Raw genomic sequence first — 22,911 nt, forward strand, 5'->3', positions numbered from 1 at the left:
GACGAACAGCGACAACCGGAGCCCGTGCCGGGCCAAGAGGCGCACCCTCACACCGCCTCAACGCTGGTCAACCGCGCCCCCGCGGCGATGTGCTCCCCCGGAGCAACGACCACCGGCCCCACCACCCCCGCCACCGGTGCCCGCACCACGATCTCCATCTTCATCGCCTCGAGAACGACGAGAGGCGCCCCCGCCTCGACCCGCGTGCCGGCCGCCGCGACGATCTTCCACACACAGGAACTGAGCGGCGCGTCCACGGACGAGACCCCGGGCGGCAGCGCGGGCGCCCCCGCGGTGGGGGCGGAGACGACGGGGGCGGCCCGGTCCGCGAACTCCCCCGCCGCCTCCCACGCCCGCCGCTCCGCCTCGAACGCCGCCGCCTGCCGGCGGCGGAACGCGGCGATGGACGCCGCGTTCTCCCTCAGGAACGCCTCGTGCTCGGCGAGCGCGAACGTGCCGGGCCGGATGTCGAGCCCGGTGCGCCCGGCGGCCAGGTCGGCCCGGATGTCCAGCAGTTCCCCGGGTCCGACGGGGTGCCAGACGATCCGGTCGAAGAAGCGCAGCAGCCAGGGCGTGCCGTCCGCGAAGGAGCGCGGCGGGCGCAGGCCGCCCCAGATCGGCACGGTCCTGCCGATGAGCTGGTAGCCGCCGGGGCTCTGCATCCCGTAGACGCACAGGTAGGCCCCGCCGATGCCGACCCCGGCCTCGGCGGTCCAGGTGCGGGCCGGGTTGTACTTGGTGGTGACGAGGCGGTGCCGCGGGTCCAGCGGGGTCGCGGCGGGCGCGCCGAGGTAGACGTCGCCGAGGCCGAGCACCAGGTACTGCGCGTCGAAGACGGTGCGGCGCACGTCCGCCACGCTGTCCAGGCCGTTGACGCGGCGGATGAACTCGATGTTGGACGGGTTCCAGGGCGCGTCCGCGCGCACCGACGCCGTGTAGCGGTCGATCGCCTCGCCCACCGTGGGATCGTCGAACGACAGCGGCAGGTGCACCGCACGGCTCGGCACGGTCAGTTCGCCGGCCGGCGGCAGCGCGTCCTCCGCCTCCGCGAGCAGTCCCAGCAGGGTGCGCAGCGGCAGCACGTCGGGGTCGGTGTGCAGGTGCAGGGAGCGGACGCCGGGGGTGATGTCCACCAGGCCCGGCGGACGGTGCTCGTGGAGGTGCCGGGCGAGCGTGTGCACCCGCATCCGCAGGCCCAGGTCGAGGGACATGGGACCGTACTCGACGAGGATGTTGTCGTCCCCGCCGCGCCGGTGCACCACTTCCGGGGTGCTCTCCGTGGCGGGCCGGCGCGCCAGCACGCCGTCGTCGCCGTCGGGCCCGTCGGGCGTCCGGTACGGGCCGGGAGCCGGGGCGGTCCGGGACGGCCCAAGGGCCCTGGACCGCTCCCGCCCCTGCCCCCGCTCCCGTCTCCCCGTGGCCGTGCCCCGCCGCGCCTCCGCCGTGCCGCCCGATGCCTGTGCCGTGCCGCCCGGCGTCCGTGCCGTGTCCCGCAGCGCCTGGGCCGTGGCCTCGGTGACCGGCACCAGGCGCACCGTGTCACCGGGCCTGAGCTGCCCCACCTTCCAGCGCTCGCCGCGCACGACGGTGACGGGGCAGGCGAAGCCGCCGAGGCTGGGCCCGTCCGGACCGAGGATGGCGGGGGTGTCCCCGGTGAAGTTGACGGCGCCGACCGAGTACGGCGTGTCGTGCACGTTGGACGGGTGCAGGCCCGCCTCGCCGCCGTCGGCGCGCGCCCACTCCGGCTTCGGTCCGATCAGCCGCACCCCGGTGCGGGCCGACTGCGCGGACACCTTCCAGCGTGCGCCGTACACCGTCGCCATGCCGCGCCGGGTGAGGAAGTCCGGTGCCGGGTGCGGGCCCTCGCTGACCGCGATCCGCCACTCGCCGGTGCACTGGGGCCGCTCGCTCCGCGGCACCGGCGCGGGCGGCGGCGCGTCCGCGGCCGGCGCGGCGGGCCGCAGCACGTCCGACGTGCGCAGCGCCCGCCCGCCGTGCCCGCCGAAGCCGCCCAGCGTGAAGGTGGCCGCGCTGCCCAGGTACTCGGGCACATCGAGGCCGCCGCGCACCAGGACGTACGTCCGCACGCCGGGCCCGGGCGGCGCCGCGACCTCCAGCAGCCCGCCGGCCGGTACGTCCAGGGGCTCCCACTGCGCGGCGGGCCGCCCGTCCACCGTCACCTCGGCGGGGGCGCCGGTGACGCAGACGGTGAGCGGGTGCGAGAAGCGCAGGGCCGGGCCCTGGAAGGTGCATTCGAGGCCGGGTGCGCCCGCCGGGTTGCCGACGGCGCGGTTGCCCAGCCGGAACGAGAGGTCGTCCATCGGCCCGCTGGGCGGCACACCCACCTCCCAGTACCCGGTGCGGCCCGGCCAGTCCTGGACGGTGGTGAGGGTGCCGCCGCGCACCACGTCGATCCGGGGCCGGGGGTCCGCGAGGCCCGTGAGCGTGCCGGTGGAGTGCCGGGCGGCCAGTACGCCGGCGTCCCGGCAGGCGGCGCGCAGCAGGCCGAGGTTGGTCTCGACGCCGTCGATCCGGGTGCGGTCCAGCGCTTCGGCGAGCCGCGCGAACGCCTCCGCCCGGTCCCGCCCCGTCGCGACCACCTTCGCCAGCAGCGGGTCGTAGGCGGCCGGTATCTCCTGCCCCGTCTCCGCCCACCCGTCCACCCGCACCCCGGCGGGGAACTCCACCCGGGTCAGCAGCCCCGGACTCGGCCGGTACCCCGCGCCCGGGTCCTCGGCGTAGATCCGCGCCTCCACAGCATGTCCCACGCCCGCCCCACCGCCGGCCGGCACCGTCTCGCCGGCGGACGCCGGCGTCCCCGCGAACGTCCCCGCGAACGTCCCCGCGAACGGCCCCGCCTCGCCGACCGCCCCCGACCTGACGGCCGTCCCCGTCCCGGGGGCTGTCCCTGCCCCCGCGGTCGTCCTCGTCCCCGCGCTCCTCCCCGTCCCGGGTGCCGGCTGTGTCCCGGCGGTCGCCCCGGTCCCTGGCGCCTGCTCCGTCCCGCAGAACGGTCCCGTCCCGCCGAACCGCCGCGTCTCCGCGAACGGTCGCGTCTCCGCGAACGGTCGCGTCTCCGCGAACGGCCCCGCCTCCGCCGCCAGTACGTCCTTCTCGCCGCGCCCCAGCCGCAGCATCCACCCCACCAGGTCGACCCCGGTGACCTCCTCGGTGACCGGGTGCTCCACCTGGAGGCGGGTGTTGACCTCCAGGAACGCCGCCGTGCCGCGGTCCGCGTCGTAGACGAACTCGACCGTGCCCGCGGACCGGTAGGCCACCGACGCGCACAGCTCGCGGGCCGCGGTGTGCAGCCGCTCCCGCAGCCGGGGCGGCAGGCCCGGCGCGGGCGCCTCCTCCAGGACCTTCTGGTTGCGGCGCTGGAGGGAGCAGTCGCGGTCGCCGAGGACCGCCACGCGCCCGGTGCCGTCGCCGAAGACCTGCACCTCGACGTGCCGGGCCCGCGCCACGTACCGCTCCAGGAAGACCCCGCCCGCGCCGAAGCTGCCGCGCGCCAGCCGGGTCACCCGCGCGAACGCCTCCCGCAGCTCGTCGGGACCCGCGCACGCCTGCATGCCGATGCCGCCTCCGCCGCCGGTGGCCTTGAGCATCACGGGGTAGCCGGTCTCGCCGGCGGCGCGCAGGGCGTCGTCGACGCCGGCCAGCAGCCCGCTGCCGGGCAGCAGCGGCACCCCGGCGGCCGCGGCGGCGGTCCGCGCGGTGTGCTTGGCGCCGAACATCTCGATCTGCTCCGGGGTGGGGCCGATCCACACCAGCCCCGCCGCCTCCACCCGGGCGGCGAAGGCGGCGTGCTCGGACAGGAACCCGTACCCCGGGTGCACGGCCCCGGCGCCGGTGTCCCGGGCCGCCGCCAGCACCAGGTCGGCCCGCAGATAGCTCTCGGCGGCGGGCGCGGGCCCGAGCCGCACGGCCTCGTCGGCCATCCGCACGTGCGGGGCGGCGGCGTCGGCGTCCGAGTACACGGCCACGGTCCGCAGGGAGAGCGCCCGGGCGCCGCGGATGATCCGGCAGGCGATCTCGCCGCGGTTGGCGATGAGCACGGTGTCGAACACGGTTCTCCTCCGGAGGGGCGAGCCAACGTGGTGGTGCGCGGGGCAACGGTGCTCGGGCACCGGGGGTGCGGCGCCCCGGAAGGGGCGCGGGGAACTGCGCGACCGACCCGACGACACCGTCGGATCGTCACCGGCCGCACGGGCAGCCCGAACCGCCAGGGGCCGCCGGCCGGGCGGCCGGACCGCCGGTCCACCGGCCCGAAGCCGGGTGACCGGGCGTGGGCCCGCTCTACACGGGCCGCTGAGCGGCCAGGACGTGCGCACCGGTGCGGTCCGTGCTCAGGCACAGCGAGCACACGACGGCCCCGTGCGCCTCGCACGCCGCAAGATCGGGCCGTTCGAACTCCTGCTCGCACACATGGCACCTCAGCCGCACCGCGGACGGGTTCCCGTCCGCGTCGAACCGCGGCTCCTCGATCCCGTCCGCGTCCCTCCGCAGGTAGTACCGCCCCCGGGTCGCGACGGCCATCAGGGGTGTGAGCACGAACGCGATCACCGCCGCCGCCACCGGCGAGTACGGCTGGAGGCCCGCACCGAACGCCCGGAAGTGGAGCGCGATCGACAGCCCGGACGCGGCGACGAACGCCACCACCCCCACCGGGTTGACGGCGTACAGCATCCCGCGCCGGAACTCCGGCACCCGCGGCGACAGCCGCAGCACGTACTTGTTGACCATGATGTCGCCGGCGACGGTGACGACCCAGGCGATGGCGCAGTTCGAGTAGAAGCTCAGGATGCCGTTGAGGAAGCTGAACATGTCCGCCTCCATCAGCGCCAGCGCAAACGCCAGGTTGACCAGCACGAACACCAGCCGCCCCGGGTACCGCCGGGTCAGCCGCGTCACGGAGTTCGTCCAGGCGAGCGAGCCCGAGTAGGCGTTGGTGACGTTGATCTTTATCTGGCTGATCACCACCAGCACCACGGCGAGCGGCACCACCAGCCAGCCCGGCAGCATCGCGTCGAAGGCGCCCCTGAACTGCTGGATCGGCTCGGTCGCCGCGGCCGGGCCCACCTCGGCCAGCACGTACACCGCGAGGAACACCCCGATGGCCTGCTTCAGCGCGCCCAGCACCACCCAGCCGGGCCCGGCCAGCACCACCGCCGTCCACCAGGCGCGGCGGTTCGCGGGCGTCTTCGGCGGCATGAAGCGCAGGTAGTCGATCTGCTCGCCGATCTGCGCGATCAGCGACAGGCAGACCCCGGCGCCCAGCAGCACGGACGCCGTGTTCACGCCCGCCCTGCCGTCGGTACCCGGGTACGACAGGAAGCGGTCGACGGTGCCCGGGTCGGCGGCGATCAGGTACAGGAGCGGGGCCACCATCAGCAGCAGCCAGATCGGTGTGGTCCACACCTGGAGGGTGCTGAGCGCCTTCATGCCGTGGACGACCAGCGGGATCACCAGGAAGGTGGAGACCAGATAGCCCAGCCAGAGCGGCAGCCCGAGGCCCAGCTTCAGGCCCTGCGCCATGATCGAGCCTTCCAGGGCGAAGAAGATGAACGTGAAGCTGGCGAAGATGACGCTGGTCAGCACCGACCCGTAGTAGCCGAAGCCGGAGCCGCGGGTGATCAGGTCCAGGTCGAGGTTGTACCGGGCGCCGTAGTACGCGAGCGGGAGGCCCGTGACGAAGATGATCACGGCGGCGACGAGGATGGCGCCGAGGGCGTTGCCGGTGCCGTGTGTGAGGCCGATGCCGGCGCCGATGGAGAAGTCCGCCATGTAGGCGATGCCGCCGAGCGCGGTGGTCGCCACCACCATGGGCGCCCAGCGGCGGTAGCCGCGCGGCGCGAACCGCAGGGTGTAGTCCTCCAGGGTCTCCCGGACGGTGGCCGGGCGGCCGGTGTGCTCGGCGGGTGCGTCGGGGACGGGAGCGGTACGGGGGACGGGAGCGGTACCGGCGACGGTGCGGGCACCGCCCGGTACCGGCCTGCTGTGACTGCTGTCGGGTGCTGCCACTCCTGGCTCAGCGCTCATCCACGCCTCCTGGGTGCGGTGGGGGTTGCGACAGGTCGACGGCGTACGGCGGGTGCTGGGGGATGGTGCGGGTGCGGGTGCGGGTGCGGGTGCGGGTGCGGGGTGCGGGGTGCGGGACGGTGTGCGGTCGCGGGCGCCCGCGGGGGAACGGGGGCGTGCGTGCCGGCGCGGAGCCGGGTGGCTCGGAGCCGGGCGGCGGGGAGCCGGGCGGCGCGGGTCAGGTGGGGCCGGTGTGCAGGGCGAGGTGGGTCAGGGCGCGCTGCGCGCGTTCCATCACCACGTCCATGGAGGCCCCGACATGGCGGTGCAGCGCCCGGTAGCCCTCGTCGAGGCGGCCGTCCCGCACCAGCTCCATGATCTCGATGTGCTCGTCGACGGTGGTCTCCACCCGGTCGCGGGTGAGGAAGTCGTACATCCGCACGCGCCGGATGCGCTGGTTGACGGCGACCAGCGCCTCGGTGAGCGCGGGGTTGCCGGAGGCCCGGGAGAGGGCGGTGTGGAACTCCTCGTCCAGCACCACGAACTGCGGCCCCGGCGCCGGCGGCGCGGCCCGCAGCGCGTACCAGCGCGTCAGCTCCGCCGCCAGCACCGCCGGGTCGTGCCGTAGGGAGGGGTCCTCCAGGGCGCGGGCGACCCCGCGCAGCTCCAGGGTGACCCGCAGCTCGTAGAGGTCCCTGAGCTGCGCGAGGTTGGGCACGGTCACGAAGTAGCCGCCGTCGCCGCGCTCGACGAGACCGTCCGCCACGAGCCGCGCCAGCGCCTCCCGCACGGGCGTCCGCGACACCCCGAACCGCCCCGCGAGCCGCACCTCGGTCAGCCGCTCGCGCGGCCCGATCCCGCCGCCCAGCACCTCCTCGCGGAGCCGCGCGTACACCAGCTCCCGGCGGGGCGGCGGGCCGGCACCGTCCGGTGTGTCCCGCCGTGCATACAGCCCTGTGTCCATGTCCCGGACGGTAGGGGCGTGGTGTTTCACCGGGCGGCGCGCGGGGTGACGGAGGTGTTTCCGCGCACGGGGGTGTGTGACGGGCGCGCGTCGGAGGGCTCACGGCGGTGGCCGCACGGCGGTGCGCCGGGGCGGTCGGCCGGGGGCCGGCTCGGGGTGGTCGGCTCGGCGTGGTCGCTCGGGGTGGTCCCGGGGTGGCCGGCTCGGTGCGGTGCGCACGCGGCGCTCCTGCGGGGGCCACCCGGGTGGTGGGGGACCGGTCCCGGCGGAACCCCGTAGCGTGCGTCGGCACCGGGGCGCAGGGCCCGAACGGCGAGCGGGGCAGGTGAGGATCCGATGGACGGCGGGGCGCGGGCGGAAGCGGAGAAGGAGCGGTTTCCGGAGTACCGGGCCGCGGACCGGAGCGGAGGCGTGGCGGTGCCCGGCTTCGGGCTCGTGGGCATCCTCATCGGCCTGACCCAGCTCACCAGGGCCGGGGCGCCGCCGTTTCTGCTGATCGGGCTGCCGGTGCTGCTCGTCGTGCTGTACCTGGCGATGCGGGCGGTGGGCCGGCGGAGCGCGACGGTCACGGACGCGGCGGGCATCACCGCCCGGACGCCGTTCCGTACCCGGGCGCTGGCCTGGAGCGACATCCAGGCGATCGAGATCCAGGGCAACCCGGCCGCGATGACGGACGCGAAGATGGTGGCGCAGATGGTCGTCGTCCACGACGCGGAGGGGCGCAGCACCGTCCTGCCGCACCTCGACGACAAGGCGGTGCCCGCGCTTCGGGACGAGGTGGGGCACCTGCGCGCCCTGTGGGAGCGGCACCGCGGCCCCGGCTGGACGGCCCGTCCCGAGACCGCCGTCCGGGTCGCGCGGGCACACCGCAGCACCGAACGGTACGGCGCCTGGATGGTCGGCACGGCCGTGGGGCTCGGCGGAATGCTGGTCTTCGTCGTGCTCTTCCTCGTACTCCTGCTCAGCGGCGCCCTGGACGGGCTGGACGGCGCGACGGCGGACGTCTTCTCACCGGTGGTGGTCACGTTGGTGCCGGGGCTGGTGTGCGGGGTGATCGGCGGCACCGTCCACGCACGCCGGTCGCGGGGACGGGGGGAGGGGCCGGGGGGCCCGCGGTGAGGCGGGGCGGCCCCGCGGTGCGGCCCGGCGGCGGGGCCCGGTGCGCCGGGTCCCGGTGCGCCGGGGCAGCCCTGCTTGCCGGTGCCGGCCCGTTCCGGGGGTGCCGCGGCAGGGGGTGCCGCTGCGTCCGCGTGTGTGGTGCCGGAGCCGGTCCCGTCCTGCCGGCCGAGGCCCTCCTGCGGGCCCGCGACGCGGGGTCTTGGCCTACGTGCCCGTCGGGTCGGCGGCGAGCGTGCTCGGTTGGGCGTTCGGGGCGTGCCGCGTGCGCCGGATCGCCCAGCCGACGAGTGATGCGGCCACGACTGTGAGTACGAGGCCGGAGGTCGTGACCGCGTCGTGGAACTCCGCGGCCTGCCGCGTGGTCCAGTTCGGTGTGGCGATGTCTCCGGTGAACAGCGCCGCGAGGACGGTGCCACTGACGGCGATGCCGACGCCGGAGGTGACTTCGGTGGCGGTGTCGGTGAGCGCGGCGCCGATCGAGGTCCGGTTCTCCGGCAGGCCACGGAGCACGTCGACCGCGGCGACCACGCCGACCACGCGCATCCCGGCGGCCACGAGTACGAGTGCGACCGCCACCCATATGTATCCGAAGCCGCTCAGCAGACCGTAGTCAGCGAGCCCGCACACGACCGCCAGAGAGCCGAGCCACGCGGCCCGGCCGCTGCCGACCCGCCGCACGAGCGGACTGACGAACGGTCCGGCCGCGACAAGGACGATGACCTGCGGCAGCATTCCGATGGCGGCGAGGCCGGGCGTCCAGCCCCAGTCGAGCTGGAGTTGCAGCGTCACCAGGTACCCGAGACCGGCGGTCGCCAGCCCGGCCGCGGCCTTGTGGGCGAGGCCGCCCGAGACGAGGGGGTGGGCGAGGAGCCGGAGGTCGAGGAGCGGATGGCGCGCCGAGCGCTCGCGGAGGAGGAAGAGGACCGCCCCCACGGCGGCAGCGGCGGTCACCGTCCACGGCTGCCAGGAACCGGTGCCGTCGTCCACGAACACGGTGGGCGCGACGAGCGCCGGCACGATCGCCGCCGTGCCCAGCACCGCGCCGAGGACGTCCACCGGATCGCGGTGGAGATCGGCCGCTCGGTCCTCGGCGACGCCTGCGCGTACGCCGACGACGGCGAGCACGGCGATCGGCACGTTCACCAGCAGCAGCACCTGCCACGGGGCGATCGCGAGCACGAAGCCACCCACCGGCGGGCCGATCGCGAGACCGACCAGACCCACCGTCGAGATGAGGGTCGTCGCCCGGACGCGCAGGCCGTCGTCGTCGAACAGCCGGAACGCCAGCGCCATCGACCCCGGCGTCGTCATCGCCGCCGCGACACCCGTCAGCACGCGGACGACGATCAGTTGCCCCGCAGTGGTGACGAACGCGGTCGCCAGGCTCGCGACGCCGAGCAGCACCAGACCGACGAGCATGACCCGCCGTCGGCCGAACCGGTCGGCCATCGCCCCGAAGAGCAGCATCAACCCGCCGAACACGACCGCGTACGCGCCGGTCACCCACTGGAGCGCGACCGTCGAAGCGTGCACCTCGCGTCCGATCGTGGGCAACGCGACGTTCAGGATCGAGTTGTCCAGCATCTCGAACAGGAACACCGCCGACAGCCCGGCCAGGGCCACCCAGGCCTCGCGCAGCGACCGGGGCGCGCCGGGAGACCGGACCGCCGCGGGCGCGGGTCCGGTCCCGTGGGGAGTGCTCACGAACAGCCACCTAAGATATAGAGTTCTATCTTACGGCTGCCAGAGTAGGGCGCCGGAATAAGATAGGCAACTCTATCTAACGGAGGTGTGGATGCCCGAGCGGCGCCGCGGGGCGGCACTGGAGAAGGCGCTCCTCGATGCGGCCTGGGAAGAACTCACGGACAGCGGCTACGCCGGGTTCACCGTGGACGCCGTCGTCCAGCGCGCGGGCACCAGCCCTTCCGTTCTCTACCGCCGCTGGTCCGACCGCGACGAACTCGTCCGGGCGGCCATCGTCCACATCCTGAACGAGTACCGCCTCGGCATCCCCGACACGGGAAGCCTGCGGGAGGACGTCCTCACCCTCATGCGGGAGATCAACGCCACCCGTGTCCAGCTCATCACCCTCATGGGCGTGCACCTGGCCGGCTACTACCAGGAGACCGGAACCAGCCCCGGTGACCTGCGCGATCCCCTCGCGACGGGGCGCAAGAAGTCCGTCGACGTGCTCTTCGACCGCGCCGCCGACCGCGGCGAGATCAGCCCCGAACGCCTCACCGAGCGCATCAAGTCCCTCCCCTTCGACCTGCTGCGCCACGAGATCCTCACGACCTTCGCCCCCGTGCCCGACCACGTCCTCGAAGAGATCGTCGACACGGTCTTCCTGCCCCTGGTGCGCTGACCGCCCGCAGCGGGCACGTGTGCCGCCGGCACCCCCACCGGCGGCACACGTGGGTCGGGAGGATCGCCGCTCCTCCGGAGCGGGTTCCGCGCGGGGCGCGCCTTCGGGGACGCCTGGGGGCTCGTCGTGGCCTGCCCGCGGTTTCCGCCCGCAGGGCGCCGCCCTCATCGGGGCGCGGTCAGCAGGTGCAGGTCCGCCTTGACGATCGTCGTGGTGACGAGGAGGTCGGTGATCAGGTGGTGGTTGAGGGCGTTGCCCACGGGCTGGGGGACCTCGTCCTCCATCAGCCCGGGCACCCCGTGCCGCGCACTGAGCCGCTTGCGCACCCGCGCGACGACATGCGCGGCACGCTTCGGCGTCCACCGCTCGCCCGGCCGCAGCTCACTCAGCTCGAAGGCGACCTGGGCCCAGGTCAGCGGCTGCGGCTGGGGGTCGTTGCGCAGGTAGCGCTGGGCGAGGCAGACCAGCACCAGCTTCTCCGCCTCGCTGACGTCCCGCGCGTCCCGGTCCTGCGTCTCCTCGCCGTACAGCTCCGCGCCGTCCACCCGCTGCGGCAGCGCGCCCGCCGCGATCCTGACCTCCAGCAGGTGCTCCTGACGGGGCGCCACGATGAACAGCGGCGTGTACCCGGCGGGCAGCTCCGCCTCGTCGCCGCTGAGCACCATGCGCGCGCCGGGGAAGCGGATCGGCAGCTTGCCGGTGTTGCGCAGCACCCAGCGCGAGTACTCGTGCGTGATCAGGCCCTGCCTGCGGCTGACGCAGGTGTCGCCGGCCCCGACGCACACGTGCACATCCGGCTGGTTCCGCCCGAACAGCAGCCGGAAGCCGGCGTCCGGCGCCACGCTCATCCCGCCGTCCGCGCCGAGCACGAAGAGCGTGCCCGGCTGGGCCGGGGGCAGTCCGCGGCTGAGGCTGCCCATGCCCTTCGGCAGGAAGCTGACCTTGCTCGCCATGATGTGCCCTCCCTCGATGCCGCCCCGCGGCGCCCACTGCCGCGCCCGCGGCGCCTTCGCCCCACGCTAACCACCGACGCCGGGGAGGGGTCCCGGCATCGTGCCGGCCCCGCTCGTGTCGACGTCGTACGGGTACGGGACCGGGAAGTTCGCGATCTTGACGGGGTAGGTCTCGTCCCGCTGCTCGGCCCCGTCCACCAGCACCCGCAGCCGGACCTTGCCCTGGGGGAACGTGAAGCGCACCCGCCAGTCGAAGCCGCCGGACGCCGTACGCGGTGCCTCGACGGTCCTGCGCCAGGGCAGCCGGACGTCCTTCAGCCTGGTGAACCTGCCGTCCACCGCATACGCCAGCGAGGTCAGCGGTCCCTCGCCGGTCAGCTCGAACTCCAGCTTCACGGGCGGCCCGGCGGCGGTGGGCGAGGGGGACGCGGCCGTGGACCCGGAGGTGGCCGCGGGCGCGGCGGGCGCGGCGGGCGGGGGCGCGCCGGACGCCCGGTCGCCGCCTGGTGCCGGCCGGTCCTTCGACGTCCCGTCATGGCCGAGCGCGAGCACGGTCCCGCCGGTCACGGCCGCGACGGCGGCGGCGCCCACGGCGAGCAGCAGCCGGCGGCGCGGCGGCGTGGTGAGCGGCACCGGCGGGTTGTCCTCCTCGCTCGCCCTCGCGTGGATCGCCGCCAGCACCGCCGGGGTGAGCCAGGGGCTGCCGGCCGGCGGCAGCCAGGGCGCGCCGGGGTGGTCCTCACCCGGTACGGGACCGGCCAGCCGGGCGGTCAGGCCCGCGGCGGTCGGCCGCGCGGCCGGGTCGGCGCGCCGGCAGTCCGCGATCAGCGCGGCCAGGGCGGCGTCCGAGGTGACGGGGCGTCGGCCGCCCGGCCCGTTCGCGGTGTCCCGGCCGCCGGCGCGGCCGTCCGCGGTGCCCCGGCCCGCGAGGGCGTACTCCAGCGTGGCGCCGAGCGAGTACACGTCACTCGGCGCCCCGGCGGCCCCGGCCACCTGCTCCGGCGACATGAAGCCCCAGGTGCCGGCGTGGACGGGGGACGGGGCGGGGGCGGTGCCGGGTGCGGGGCGGCCGGCGGGGGCCGGGGGCCGCGGTGGCGCACCGGCGCGGCCGGCGGGCCGGTGCGGGGTGGCCGGGGGCGGCTCGGAGGAGCGGCTGGTTCGCGGGGCGACGGAGGGGGGCGTGGCGGGGGGTGGCGAGGCGGAGGGGGGCGTGGCGGAGGGTGGTGTGGTGGACGGTGGCGTGGCGGAGGGTGGCGCGGTGGACGGTGGCGCGGCGGAGGGCTCCCCGCTCGGCCAGGCCGCGATGCCGAAGTCGATCAGCCGCGGGCCCTCGGCCGTCAGCAGGACGTTCGACGGGTTGACGTCCAAGTGCGCGATCCCGGCGCCGTGCAGCGCCGCCAGCGCCTCGGCGAGCCCGGCCGCCAACCGCCGTACGGTCGCGGCGGGCAGCGGGCCGAACCGTTCCACCGCCTCCCGCAGCGGCACCGACGGCAGGAACGCCGTCGCCATCCAGGGCGGCGCCGCGTCGGGGTCGGCGGCCACGAAGGGCGGGCTGTGCACCCCGCCGGCCGCCGCGGTCGCCGCCACCTCGCGCCGGAAGCGGTCCCGGAACTCCGCCTCGGCGGACAGCTCCGGGTGCATCACCTTGACCGCCACCGCCCGCCCGCCCCGGGAGCGCCCCAGGTAGACGGCGGCCATGCCGCCCGCGCCGATCCGCGCGAGGATCCTGAAGCCTCCCACGGTGCGGGGATCGCCCTGCTCAAGCGGTTCCATGTGCGGTCCTCTCCGCCCGGCCGGCCATGCCCGGCGTTCCGGTACCCGGCGTTCCGGCGCCCGGTGTCCAGGTGGCGGGCGTCCCGGCCGTGGGCGTCGCGGCGGTGGGTGTCCAGGCGGCGGGCGCCGCGGAGGCAAGCGTCCCCGCGCTCGGTGTCCCCGCTCTCGGGGTCCCCGCGCCCGGTGTCCCCCCGCTCTGCGTTCCGGCCCCCGCTGCCCGCGTGTTCGGCGCCCCGGCCCGCCCGCCGGCCGCCCGGCGTGCGCTGACCCGCCGGTTGCCGCCGCCCGTCCTGCTGACGCCACCGGCACCGCTCCCGTCACCGGCACCGCTCCCGTCACCGGCACCGCTCCCGTCACCGGCGCCGCTGCCGCCCTCCGCGTCGCTTCCGGGCGGGCGTACCGCCTCCACGTGTCCCTCCTGGGTGCTGAGCACCACAAGGTCCGCGACGGCCAGCGCGCCCGACCCGTGGGCGGAGCTGCTGCTGTACGTCGCGTCGGCGCCGTAGGTCCACAGGATGCGGCCGTCCGCGGCGGCCAGCGCGTACACCGTCCGGTCGGTGCTGCCCGCCCAGAGGATCCCGCCGGACACGCCGAGCGCGCTGGACCCGCCGTACGGGTTCTGCTCCCCCTGGCCCAGCCGGCGCGACCACGCGGGCTCGCCCGTGCCGGCCCGCAGCGCACGGATGCGGCCGTCCTGGTCGTCCACGAAGACCATGCCGGCGCCGGCGCGGCGGACCGTGCTGCGGTAGTCGAGCGGCTTCTTCCAGGCGCCCTCGCCGTCCTTCGAGCGGATCGCGAACAGCGTGCCGAAGGTGTCCTGGACGAGCACCACGCCGTCGCCGACCAGCGGCGGCTGTGCGGAGTCCGGCACCTTGTACGTCCACCGGGTGCGCCCGTCGGACGGGTCCAGCGCGATCAGCTCGTCCTTGGCGAGGACCAGCAGGAGGCCCGCGCCCGCGGTGAGGGTCGTGTCGCTGGCGGGGGCGGTCCAGCGGATCCGGCCGGTCTTCGCGTCGAGTCCCCTGAGCCGGCCGCTGAGGGCCACGCACACCACCGGTCCGGTGGCCGCCACGCCCCACGCGAAGTCGTTCAGCGGCACGGTGTACGACCACCGGGTACGGCCGGAGACCGGGTCGAGGGCGTGCAGGACGGAGGAGTCGTGCGCCCGTGGGTCCACCAGGTACACGCCCCCTGGGCCGGTGGTGACCTTCTCCGCGGGGCCCATGTCGGCGGGGCGCGACCACAGGGCCCGGCCGGTGCGCGCGTCAAGGGCGTGCACCTTGCTGCCCCCGGTGTCCGTCGCGAGCACCACGCCGCCGGTGGCGTAGAGGTCCGGGTACGACGAGTCGCCCCCGAGCACCTTCGTCCGCCACTGCCGGGCGGCCACGGGAGGCGGGGCGGGGGAGGACGACGGGGGAGAGGGCGCCGGGGAGTGGGGGCGCGCGGAGGGCTTCCCCGGGTCCGGTGCCGTCAGGAACTCCCGGACCAGCAGGGCCGCCCCCGTGGCCACGGGCACGGCCACCGCGGCCGTCAGCAGGCCGCGGCGGCTCGGGCGGCACGGGAACGGCGTGCGGGAGCGGTGGTCGGTGGCGGTTCCGGCCGCCCCGGGCCGGGCGCCCGCGGCGGGCGGGACGCCGGGCACGGGCGGGATGCCCGGAGCGGGTGTGGCGGCGTCCGGTGCGGGTGTGGTGTCCGGTGCGGCTGTGGGTGCGGGTGCGGGTGCGGTGTCCGGTGCGGCTGTGGCGGTGTCTGGTGCGGGCGTGGTGTCTGGTGCGGGCGTGGTGTCCGGTGCGGGTGGGGCGGTGCCCGGTGCCGGTGGCGCGGCGCCCGGTCCGGGTGCGGCGCGGTGTACGCGTGTGGCGGCCGGTCCGGGTATGCGTGTGGCGGCCTGTCCGGGTATGCCGGGTGGCTCGGGCATGCCAGGGGCGCCCGGTGTGCCGGGTGTGCCGTGTGATTCGGGCGGCACGATTGTTCTGGGTGCTGCGGTCGTTGTGGCTGTTGCGGGTCCCCCGGGGGTTTCGGGTGTGCCGGGTGTTCCGGGCGTCCCGGGTGTGCCGGGTGTGCCGGGGGCGGCGGGTGTCCCGGGTGTGCCGGGCCCGGCGGGGCTCCCCGGGCCTGCGGGGCTCCCCGCTTCGGCGGAGGCTCCGGCTCCTCGCCCCGGCCGGCTCCCGTCGGCCTGACGGTCCGTGACCGTCGGTTCGTACGCGGCCTTCGGGCCCGTCGCCGCTGGACTCGCCGCACCCGGAGCCGTTGCCGTTGGGCCCGGGGTCTTGGGACCGGCCGCGCCCGGGCCCGTGGCCCCTGAACCCGTGGCGGATCCCGAGGAATCGCTCACGCCCGCCGAATCCCCCGCGTCCGCAGGATCCGCCGAATCCGCCGTCACCGCCGAGTATGCGGCGGGCGCCACGGGAAGAGGTGCCGGGCTCACCGCCCCCGGGCTCACCGCCCCCGGGCTCACCGCCCCCTGGCTCACCGCTCCCGGGCCCACCGCTCCCGGACCCGCGGCCGGGTCCTCCGTCGTCTCGTCGTGCAGCCCCGGTGGCCCGGCCGCGTCCGCACCGCCCGGCGCCGCACCGCCGGGCGCGGGCAGCGGGAACGCGGTCGGCGGCAGCACCGTGCCGGGCGGTGGCTGGGGGTGGGCGAGGCGGCGGTCGACCTCCTCGGCGAGCGGTGCCGGCAGCCAGCGGGTGCCGTGCACCGAGGCGGTGGGCTCGCCGAGACGGGCCAGCAGCGTGGCCGCGGACGGCCGGTGGGCCGGGTCGCGGCGCAGGCAGGCCGCGACCAGCGAGCGCAGCCGGCGGTCCGTGAGCCCGCCGAGGTCCACCCGGGCCAGCCGCACCCGCTCCAGCGTGGCCGCCCGGTCCGCGGCGCGGAACGGCTCCCGTCCGGTCGCCGCGTACACGAGCACCGCGCCGAGCGAGAAGACATCGCTCTGCGGACCGGCGAGCCCGCCCGACGCCTGCTCGGGGGACATGAAGCCCGGTGTGCCGAGGAGCGCGCCGGGCAGGGTGATCGCGGTGGCGGCGTCGGGACGGGCGATGCCGAAGTCGATCACCCGGGGGCCGCCGGCGGTCAGGATGATGTTCTCCGGTTTGAGGTCGCGGTGCGCGAGCCCGGCCCGGTGGATGTCGGCGAGCGCCTCGGCGAGGGCGCCGGCCAGTAGTCGTACCGTGTCCACGGGGAGGGCCCCGAAGGCGCCGGTCGCCGCGCGCAGCGAGAGCCCCGGCAGGTACTCCGCGGCCAGCCACGGCACCTCGGCGTCCGGGTCGGCGTCCAGCAGCGGGGCCGTGAACGCGCCGGTGACCGTGCGGGCCGCGGCCACCTCGCGGCGGAACCGGGCGCGGTACCTGGCGTCCCGGGTGAGGCCCGTCCTGACGAGCTTGACGGCGACCATCCGGCCGCCCGGCGAGCTGCCCAGGTAGACGGCGCCCATGCCGCCCGCGCCCAGTCGGGCCAGCAGCCGGTAGGGGCCGACCCGCCCGGGGTCGTCTGGCTGGAGCGGCTGCACGGTTCTCCCTCCCCCGCTGGACCCGGAGCCGGGGACGGTGCCGTGCGACGGCCGCACCGCCCTTGCGCGGCACGGCGGTTCCCCCGGACGGGCTGGCTTCCCCGACTGTAGCCGCCGTACGGGCCCGTCCGTCCCGTGCTCCGCGGCGGGGCCCCGCCATGCCGCGGGACGGTCACCGTCGGTCAGGGGATGGCCAACAGTTGTCGAGCGCGGTCGCCGGCCGGTCGGAACCGCTCATCCACCGGTCGGGACGGTCACGCCGGTCGCCCCGGTCGCCCCGGTCGCCCCCGGTCACCCGGGTCGCCGCCCGGCTGGGACGGTCACCGCCCCGGGCGGAGGAGGTGCGGCCGGGCCCGGCCGCCGCGCACCGGCCGACGACCGTTCCGTCTGCGCCGTTCCGTCTCCGCCGTTCCGTATGCGCCGTTCCGTCTGCGCCCGTTCCGTCTCCGCCGTTCCGGCACCGCCTTCCACCCACATCGTGACGTCACAGGCGTCCGTCACCGGCGTCCGCCCCGGCGTTCCGGCAGCGTCATGACGTCAACGTCGCGTCAGCATCGCGTCAGATCCGGGGAATCGCCGTCAGCATCGCGTCATGAGCCATCGGAGCATGCGGGAGCGCGGGCATACCGTCGTGATGTGCCCGGATCCGGCCGGTGCGGCCGGTCCGGCCACCGCCGGGGCACCGGACCGCCGGCCGGGCCGTGGCACGTACCGCCCAAGGATCCTCCAGGAGGCATCCCATGACAGAACCCCTCTGCGACGACGACCCGGAACCCTCTGATCGTCTCCCGGCCGGACCGCTCCACGTGCCCGTCCGGCCGGGACCGTCAGGGTGCACGATCCGGCTGTTCCGCACCCCGCTCGGCGGCCGTACCGCCGTCGCCTTCACCTCCGAGCGGCGGCTGACCGCCACCCTCGGCGCGGGGCAGGCGTGGATCCGGCTCGCCGAGCCCGCCCTGCGCGCCCTCGCCGAACCGCTCGGCGTCACCACCGTCACGCTGGACCCGCCCCTCACGGCGCGGGCGACGGCGGCGGTGCCCCGGCCGCGGGCCGCGGCGCGGCGCCCCGCCGGCGATCGAGCGCCGGCCCTGCGGGCCGGCTGAAAGGGGCGTACACGTGATCACCGTTCCCGAACCCGCGGTCGCCGCCGCCGGCGACCTGTCCGTGTGGCCCGCCTCCACCACCGAGCCGGGCGCCGGCGAACTCGCCGTGGCCGGCGTCCCGCTCACCGAGGTCGCCGACCGCTTCGGCACCCCCGTCTACGTGCTCGACGAGCACGAGGTCCGCGCGCGCTGCCGCGCCTACCGGCGGGCCTTCCCGGACGCCGACGTCCGGTACGCGGCCAAGGCGTTCCTGTGCCGGGCCATGGCCCACTGGGTGGCCGAGGAGGGCCTCGGCATGGACGTCTGCTCGGCGGGCGAGCTCCAGACCGCGGTCGACGCCGGGGTGCCGCCCGAGCGGATCGTGCTGCACGGCAACGCCAAGTCCCCCGCCGACCTGGACACCGCGCTGCGGCTCGGGGTGGGGCGCATCGTGATCGACAGCCCGTCGGAGATCGCCCGGCTCGCCGCGGCCGTCGGCCCGGCCGGCCCGGCCTGCTCCGGGGGCCCCGTCGGCTCCGGCAGTGCCAGACGTCCCCGGGGCTCGGGTGACTCGGGCGGCCCCTCGGGTCCCGACGGGCGGGAGGAGGGCGTCCGGCAGGCGGGCGCGCGCCGGGACGGCGGTCGGCAGCAGGTCATGGTCCGGGTGGCGCCGGGCGTGGCGGCCGGCGGCCACGACAAGATCCGTACCGGCACGGACGACCAGAAGTTCGGCCTCTCCCTCGCCGACGGCCACGCCCAGCACGCCATCACCCGCATCCTGGACCAGCCCGCGCTCGCCCTCACCGGGCTGCACTGCCACCTGGGCTCCCAGATCACCACCGTGAAGCCGTACCTCGTCGCGGTGCGCCGGCTGGTGGGGCTGCTGGCGCGGGTCCGCGACCAGCACGGTCTCGTCCTGCCCGAACTCGACCTGGGCGGCGGGCACGGCATCGCCCACCGGCCGGGCGAGCCGGCGCTCGACATCGCCGCCCTGGGCCGCAGGGTCCGCGCGGAGCTGGCCGAGAGCTGCGCGGCGGCCGGGTTGCCCGTGCCCCGGCTGATCATCGAGCCGGGGCGGGCCATCGCGGGCCCCGCGGGGGTGGCGCTCTACCGGGTGCTCGCGGTCAAGCGCACCGGGGGGACCACCTTCGTCGCGGTGGACGGCGGGATGAGCGACAACCCCAGGCCCGCGCTGTACGGCGCCCGGTACGCGCCCCGGCTCGTGGGCCGCCCGGGCACCGCGGCGCCCGCCGTGGTGACGGTGGTCGGCAGGCACTGTGAGGCCGGCGACGTCCTCGCACCCGGCGTCGCGCTGCCCGGCGACGTCCACCCCGGCGACCTGCTCGCCGTGCCGGCCGCCGGTGCCTACCACCTCTCCATGGCCTCCGGCTACAACATGGTCGGCCGCCCCCCGGTGGTCGCGGTCCACTCCGGCCACGCCCGGCTCCTGGTCCGCCGGGAGTCCCTGGGCGACATCCAACTCCGCGACGTGGGCCTCTGAGCACCGGGTGGCGTCGTGCGCGGTTCCCCGCGCCCCTGACGGGTCACCCCCTGTGAGGGCGCACCCCGAAAGGGGCGCGGGGAACCGCGCGACCCACCACGACGGACAAGTGTCAGGCCCCAGGCGCGCGTTCGCGCCGCTCCCACCCCCGCGCCACCCCCCATTCCCCCGGCGTACGCCTCACCCCGCTTGCCTGTGAGGCATGGACCACATCACGTTCCTCGTGGCGGTCGTCATCGTCACGGCGCTGGCCTTCGACTTCACGAACGGGTTCCACGACACGGCGAACGCGATGGCCACGTCCATCGCGACGGGGGCGCTCAAACCGAGGACGGCGGTGCTGATCAGCGGCGTGCTGAACATCGTCGGGGCGTTCCTGTCCACCGAGGTCGCCAGGACCATCTCGGGCGGGATCGTGGACGACACCCTGGTCACCCCGGGGATGGTGTTCGCGGGCCTGGTCGGCGCGATCCTGTGGAACCTCCTGACCTGGCTGCTGGGACTGCCGTCGAGTTCGTCGCACGCGCTGTTCGGCGGCCTGATCGGCGCCGTGTGGGTCGGCGCGGGCCGGCACGGGGTGCACGTCGACAAGGTGGTCGAGAAGGTGCTGGTACCGGCCGTCGCCTCGCCGGTCGTGGCGGGCGTCGCCGCCCTGCTGGCCACCTACCTCGCCTACCGGATCACCGCACGGGCCCGTCAGGAGTCGGTGACACGGGGCTTCAGGTTCGGCCAGGTCGCGTCGGCCTCGCTGGTGTCGCTCGCGCACGGCACGAACGACGCACAGAAGACGATGGGCGTCATCACGCTGACGCTGATCTCGGCCGGGGCGCTCGGCCACGACGCGGGGCCGCCGGTGTGGGTGGTCGCGGCGGCCGGGCTCGCCATCGGCCTCGGCACCTACCTGGGCGGCTGGCGGATCATCCGCACCATGGGCAAGGGCCTGACCGACATCCGCTCGCCGCAGGGCTTCGCCGCCGAGGCCGCGGCCACCACCGTGATCCTCACCTCGGCCCACCTGGGCTTCGCGCTCTCCACCACACAGGTCTGCTCGGGCGGCATCCTCGGCGCGGGCCTGGGGCGCAGGCTCGCCGAGGTGCGCTGGGGCACCGCGGGCCGGATGCTGGTCGCCTGGCTGATCACACTGCCCGCGGCGGCGCTGGTCGGCGGGGTCTCCGCGAGCGCCGTCACGCACGGCGGGAACGTCGGCACGGCGCTGACCGCGCTCGCCGCCGCGGCCGTCGCCACCGCGATCGTGCTCGCCTCGCGCCGCAACCCGGTGCACGCGCGGAACGTCAACGACGCGGCCCAGGTCACCCTGCGCGCCGCCGTGCCCGCCGACCTCCACACCGCCGCCTGAGCACGGGAAGGGACCACCGTCATGCATCTGGACTGGACCGCGCTCGGCGAGGTCGCCGCCGTGAGCGCCGGGGTGACCGTCGCGGTCGTCACCGTCTTCGCCCTCGGCGTCCTCGGCCTCTCCCGCGCCGACGCCTCCCGCCTCCCCAGCGGCTCCCCGCCCCGGACTCCCCTGATCCAGGCCGCCCTGTGCTTCCTGGTGTGCGCGGCGGTGGTGGCGTACGGGATCTACCTGATCGTCCCCCGGTTCCACTGAGTCCGGACCGTGCGGCCACGGCCGGGTCCGGACCGTGAGGCCACGTCCGAGTCCGGACCGTGAGGCCACGTCACCTGGTCGACGGCCCGTGCGGGCGGGGGCCCGTCAGGCTTCGTCACCTGGTCGACGGCCCGTGCGGCCGGGGGCCCGTCAGGCCACGTCACCCGGTCGACGGGCCCGTGCGGCCGGGTGGCGTGGTGAGCGGCCCCCGAGGTGGTGACACCCGCGGCCATGGCACGGGGGCCGCGTGGACGATGCCCACGGTGTCGTTCCACGTGGCCTCTCCGGCGGCCGGGAGCCGCCGGAGCTGTCCAGGGCGGGCCGGGACCGGAGGGGCCTGCGGGGCGGGACGGCCTACGCGCCGACGAGTTCCAGCAGGCGGTGGAGGTCGACCGTGGCGTCCGCCGTGGTCAGCGCGGCCCCCGCGACCACCGCCGCCGTGGCGAGCGCCAGGACCCGGTGATGGCGCAGCGGCGGCGCGAGGAGCGCGGCCACCCGGCGCGGCACGGGACCCGCCGTCCTGAGCGGCCCCCGCCCACGGCCCGGCCCGGCGCGGAACCCCCCACCGGCCCGGAGCCCCGCACCGACCCTCGCCCGGAGCCCCGCACCGAGCCCGCCGAGGATCCCCAGCGCCGCCCCCGGCAGGCGCCCCGCGGGCCGCCGGTGCGCGGCCAGCGCCGCCTTGCCGACCGCCCGCGCGACCCGCGCCCGGTCACCGACGACGGCCGCCGCCCGCTCGTCGGCCCACCGCTCCACGGTGTACGCCACCGCACTGGCCAGTGGCCGCAGCAACGGGTTCGCGGCCGCCCCGAGCTGCGCGAACGTGATGAAGAGATAGTGGTGCGAGGTCAGGTGCGCGCGCTCGTGCGCGAGCAGGACGTCGTGCTCGGCGGCGTCCAGCGTCTGCAGCATGCCGGTCGAGACGACGATCCGGCCCGGCAGCCCGGGCAGCGCGTACGCGTCCGGGGTCTCGTCCTCGACGATCACGAGGCCGTCCCGGGTGGGCAGGCACGCCGCCTCCAGCGCGGCACTGGCCAGTGACCGCGCACGCCGCCACAGCATCCGCCCCGCGGCGGCCGCGGCCCCGCCCAGCAGCAGGCCGGCGATCACGGACACGGACAGCTCGGTGGGGTCGTCGAGCTGCGCGGCGTGCAGTGACCAGTGGCCGAGCGCGGCCAGCAGCGGTACGCGGATCAGCCCCGCGATGGCCAGCAGCCCCAGCGAGATGGTGCTCGCGGCGCCCAGCACCACCGCCGAGACGGTGAGCAGCCAGGTGGCGAGGCGGGGTTCGCAGCGGCCGGGCAGCAGGCGCGCACCCAGCGGTGCGAACAGGCTGAGCAACAGCGGCACGTAGACGGCGATGCGCATGGCGACGGCCCTCTACCGGTCGACGACCTGTTCGGCACCCGCACCGGTACCGGCACCCGCACCGGGGCCCGCACCCGCACCGGGGCCCGCACCCGCACCGGAGCCCGCACCCGCACCGGAGCCCGCGCCCGCACCGGAGGCCGCCGCCGTACCGGCCCCGCTCCCCGTGCCGCCGTCGACCGCCGTCCCGCCGCTCAGCCCGGCGCCGCGGCCCGGCGCACCGCCGGTGGGCCGCTCCCCGGCGGCGTCCTGCTCGGGGCCCAGCAACTGCCGCAGCAGATCCGCGTCCGTCGCCGAGAGGCCGTCGGCGAACCGGGCGAGGACGGCCTCGCGGTCCGGCCGCCCCTCCAGCACCGTCCGCATCCGGCGCGCCGCGAAGCCCGCGCCGTCCGTGACCGGCGCGTACGCATAGGCGCGGCCCCGCGGCGCCCGGGTGAGGAGCTGCTTGGTGTGCATACGCGTGAGGATCGTCACGACGCTGCTGTACGTCAGCTCGCCGCCCAGCCGCTCGGTCACCTCCCCGGGCGTCAGTGCCGCCCCGGCCTCCTGGAGGAGAGCGAGGATCTCGGCCTCCCGCGCGCCATTGGCCCGCTTGGGCCCGCGCCCCTGCGCATCGGCTGGCATCGGTTGTCGTTCTCCCCATCG

The 22,911-nt window shown here is 76.3% G+C and carries 15 protein-coding genes; 6 read left to right on the plus strand and 9 right to left on the minus strand.

Annotated elements, in window-relative coordinates:
- Positions 1 to 47 precede the first annotated feature (47 nt).
- From ACSMXW_RS18250 to ACSMXW_RS18260, 3 genes are all read right to left on the minus strand, one after another.
- The gene (locus ACSMXW_RS18250) at positions 48 to 4,070 is read right to left on the minus strand and encodes a 5-oxoprolinase/urea amidolyase family protein (protein WP_485797782.1); all 4,023 of its coding nucleotides are present in this window, start codon (positions 4,068 to 4,070) and stop codon (positions 48 to 50) included.
- A gap of 229 nt (positions 4,071 to 4,299) precedes the next feature.
- Positions 4,300 to 6,042, minus strand: a complete 1,743-nt coding sequence (locus ACSMXW_RS18255; RefSeq protein WP_485797783.1) for a purine-cytosine permease family protein — start codon at positions 6,040 to 6,042, stop codon at positions 4,300 to 4,302.
- 217 nt (positions 6,043 to 6,259) lie between these two features.
- Positions 6,260 to 6,985, minus strand: a complete 726-nt coding sequence (locus ACSMXW_RS18260; protein ID WP_485797784.1) for a GntR family transcriptional regulator — start codon at positions 6,983 to 6,985, stop codon at positions 6,260 to 6,262.
- A gap of 336 nt (positions 6,986 to 7,321) precedes the next feature.
- Between ACSMXW_RS18260 and ACSMXW_RS18265 the strand changes: the two genes are divergently transcribed.
- On the plus strand, positions 7,322 to 8,104 hold the full coding sequence (locus ACSMXW_RS18265) for a PH domain-containing protein (protein WP_485797785.1): 783 nt from the start codon (positions 7,322 to 7,324) through the stop codon (positions 8,102 to 8,104).
- A gap of 204 nt (positions 8,105 to 8,308) precedes the next feature.
- Here ACSMXW_RS18265 and ACSMXW_RS18270 read toward each other — a convergent pair whose 3' ends face one another.
- The gene (locus tag ACSMXW_RS18270; RefSeq protein ID WP_485797786.1) at positions 8,309 to 9,808 is read right to left on the minus strand and encodes an MFS transporter; all 1,500 of its coding nucleotides are present in this window, start codon (positions 9,806 to 9,808) and stop codon (positions 8,309 to 8,311) included.
- Positions 9,809 to 9,899: 91 nt separating this feature from the next.
- Between ACSMXW_RS18270 and ACSMXW_RS18275 the strand changes: the two genes are divergently transcribed.
- On the plus strand, positions 9,900 to 10,469 hold the full coding sequence (locus ACSMXW_RS18275; RefSeq protein WP_485797787.1) for a TetR/AcrR family transcriptional regulator: 570 nt from the start codon (positions 9,900 to 9,902) through the stop codon (positions 10,467 to 10,469).
- A 164-nt stretch (positions 10,470 to 10,633) separates the two neighbouring features.
- Here ACSMXW_RS18275 and ACSMXW_RS18280 read toward each other — a convergent pair whose 3' ends face one another.
- The 3 genes from ACSMXW_RS18280 to ACSMXW_RS18290 form a co-directional block, all read right to left on the minus strand.
- Entirely contained in the window at positions 10,634 to 11,422 is a 789-nt protein-coding gene (locus ACSMXW_RS18280; RefSeq protein ID WP_485797788.1) for a hypothetical protein, read from the minus strand.
- 66 nt (positions 11,423 to 11,488) lie between these two features.
- Entirely contained in the window at positions 11,489 to 13,195 is a 1,707-nt protein-coding gene (locus tag ACSMXW_RS18285; RefSeq protein ID WP_485797789.1) for a serine/threonine-protein kinase, read from the minus strand.
- A complete protein-coding gene (locus ACSMXW_RS18290) occupies positions 13,182 to 16,703 on the minus strand; it encodes a serine/threonine-protein kinase (RefSeq protein WP_485797790.1) in 3,522 nt (1,173 codons plus the stop codon). The genes ACSMXW_RS18285 and ACSMXW_RS18290 overlap by 14 nt, the downstream gene beginning before the upstream one ends.
- Positions 16,704 to 17,443: 740 nt before the next feature.
- Here ACSMXW_RS18290 and ACSMXW_RS18295 point away from each other — a divergent pair.
- From ACSMXW_RS18295 to ACSMXW_RS18310, 4 genes are all read left to right on the plus strand, one after another.
- Positions 17,444 to 17,806, plus strand: a complete 363-nt coding sequence (locus ACSMXW_RS18295; RefSeq protein WP_485797791.1) for an SAV_915 family protein — start codon at positions 17,444 to 17,446, stop codon at positions 17,804 to 17,806.
- 13 nt (positions 17,807 to 17,819) lie between these two features.
- Positions 17,820 to 19,286: a diaminopimelate decarboxylase family protein gene (locus tag ACSMXW_RS18300; RefSeq protein ID WP_485797792.1), complete on the plus strand. Its 1,467-nt coding sequence runs from the start codon at positions 17,820 to 17,822 to the stop codon at positions 19,284 to 19,286.
- A gap of 202 nt (positions 19,287 to 19,488) precedes the next feature.
- Entirely contained in the window at positions 19,489 to 20,643 is a 1,155-nt protein-coding gene (locus ACSMXW_RS18305) for an anion permease (RefSeq protein ID WP_485797793.1), read from the plus strand.
- A 21-nt stretch (positions 20,644 to 20,664) separates the two neighbouring features.
- Positions 20,665 to 20,898 carry a hypothetical protein gene (locus ACSMXW_RS18310; RefSeq protein ID WP_485797794.1) on the plus strand — a complete coding sequence of 78 codons (234 nt, stop codon included), beginning with the start codon at positions 20,665 to 20,667 and terminating at the stop codon, positions 20,896 to 20,898.
- 354 nt (positions 20,899 to 21,252) lie between these two features.
- Here ACSMXW_RS18310 and ACSMXW_RS18315 read toward each other — a convergent pair whose 3' ends face one another.
- Positions 21,253 to 22,266 (minus strand): M56 family metallopeptidase, encoded by a 1,014-nt coding sequence (locus ACSMXW_RS18315; protein WP_485797795.1) that lies wholly within the window; start codon positions 22,264 to 22,266, stop codon positions 21,253 to 21,255.
- A gap of 12 nt (positions 22,267 to 22,278) precedes the next feature.
- A complete protein-coding gene (locus tag ACSMXW_RS18320) occupies positions 22,279 to 22,890 on the minus strand; it encodes a BlaI/MecI/CopY family transcriptional regulator (RefSeq protein ID WP_485797796.1) in 612 nt (203 codons plus the stop codon).
- Between the last annotated feature and the right edge of the window lie 21 nt (positions 22,891 to 22,911).

Source organism: Streptomyces sp. DSM 116793 (genome assembly GCF_057320905.1).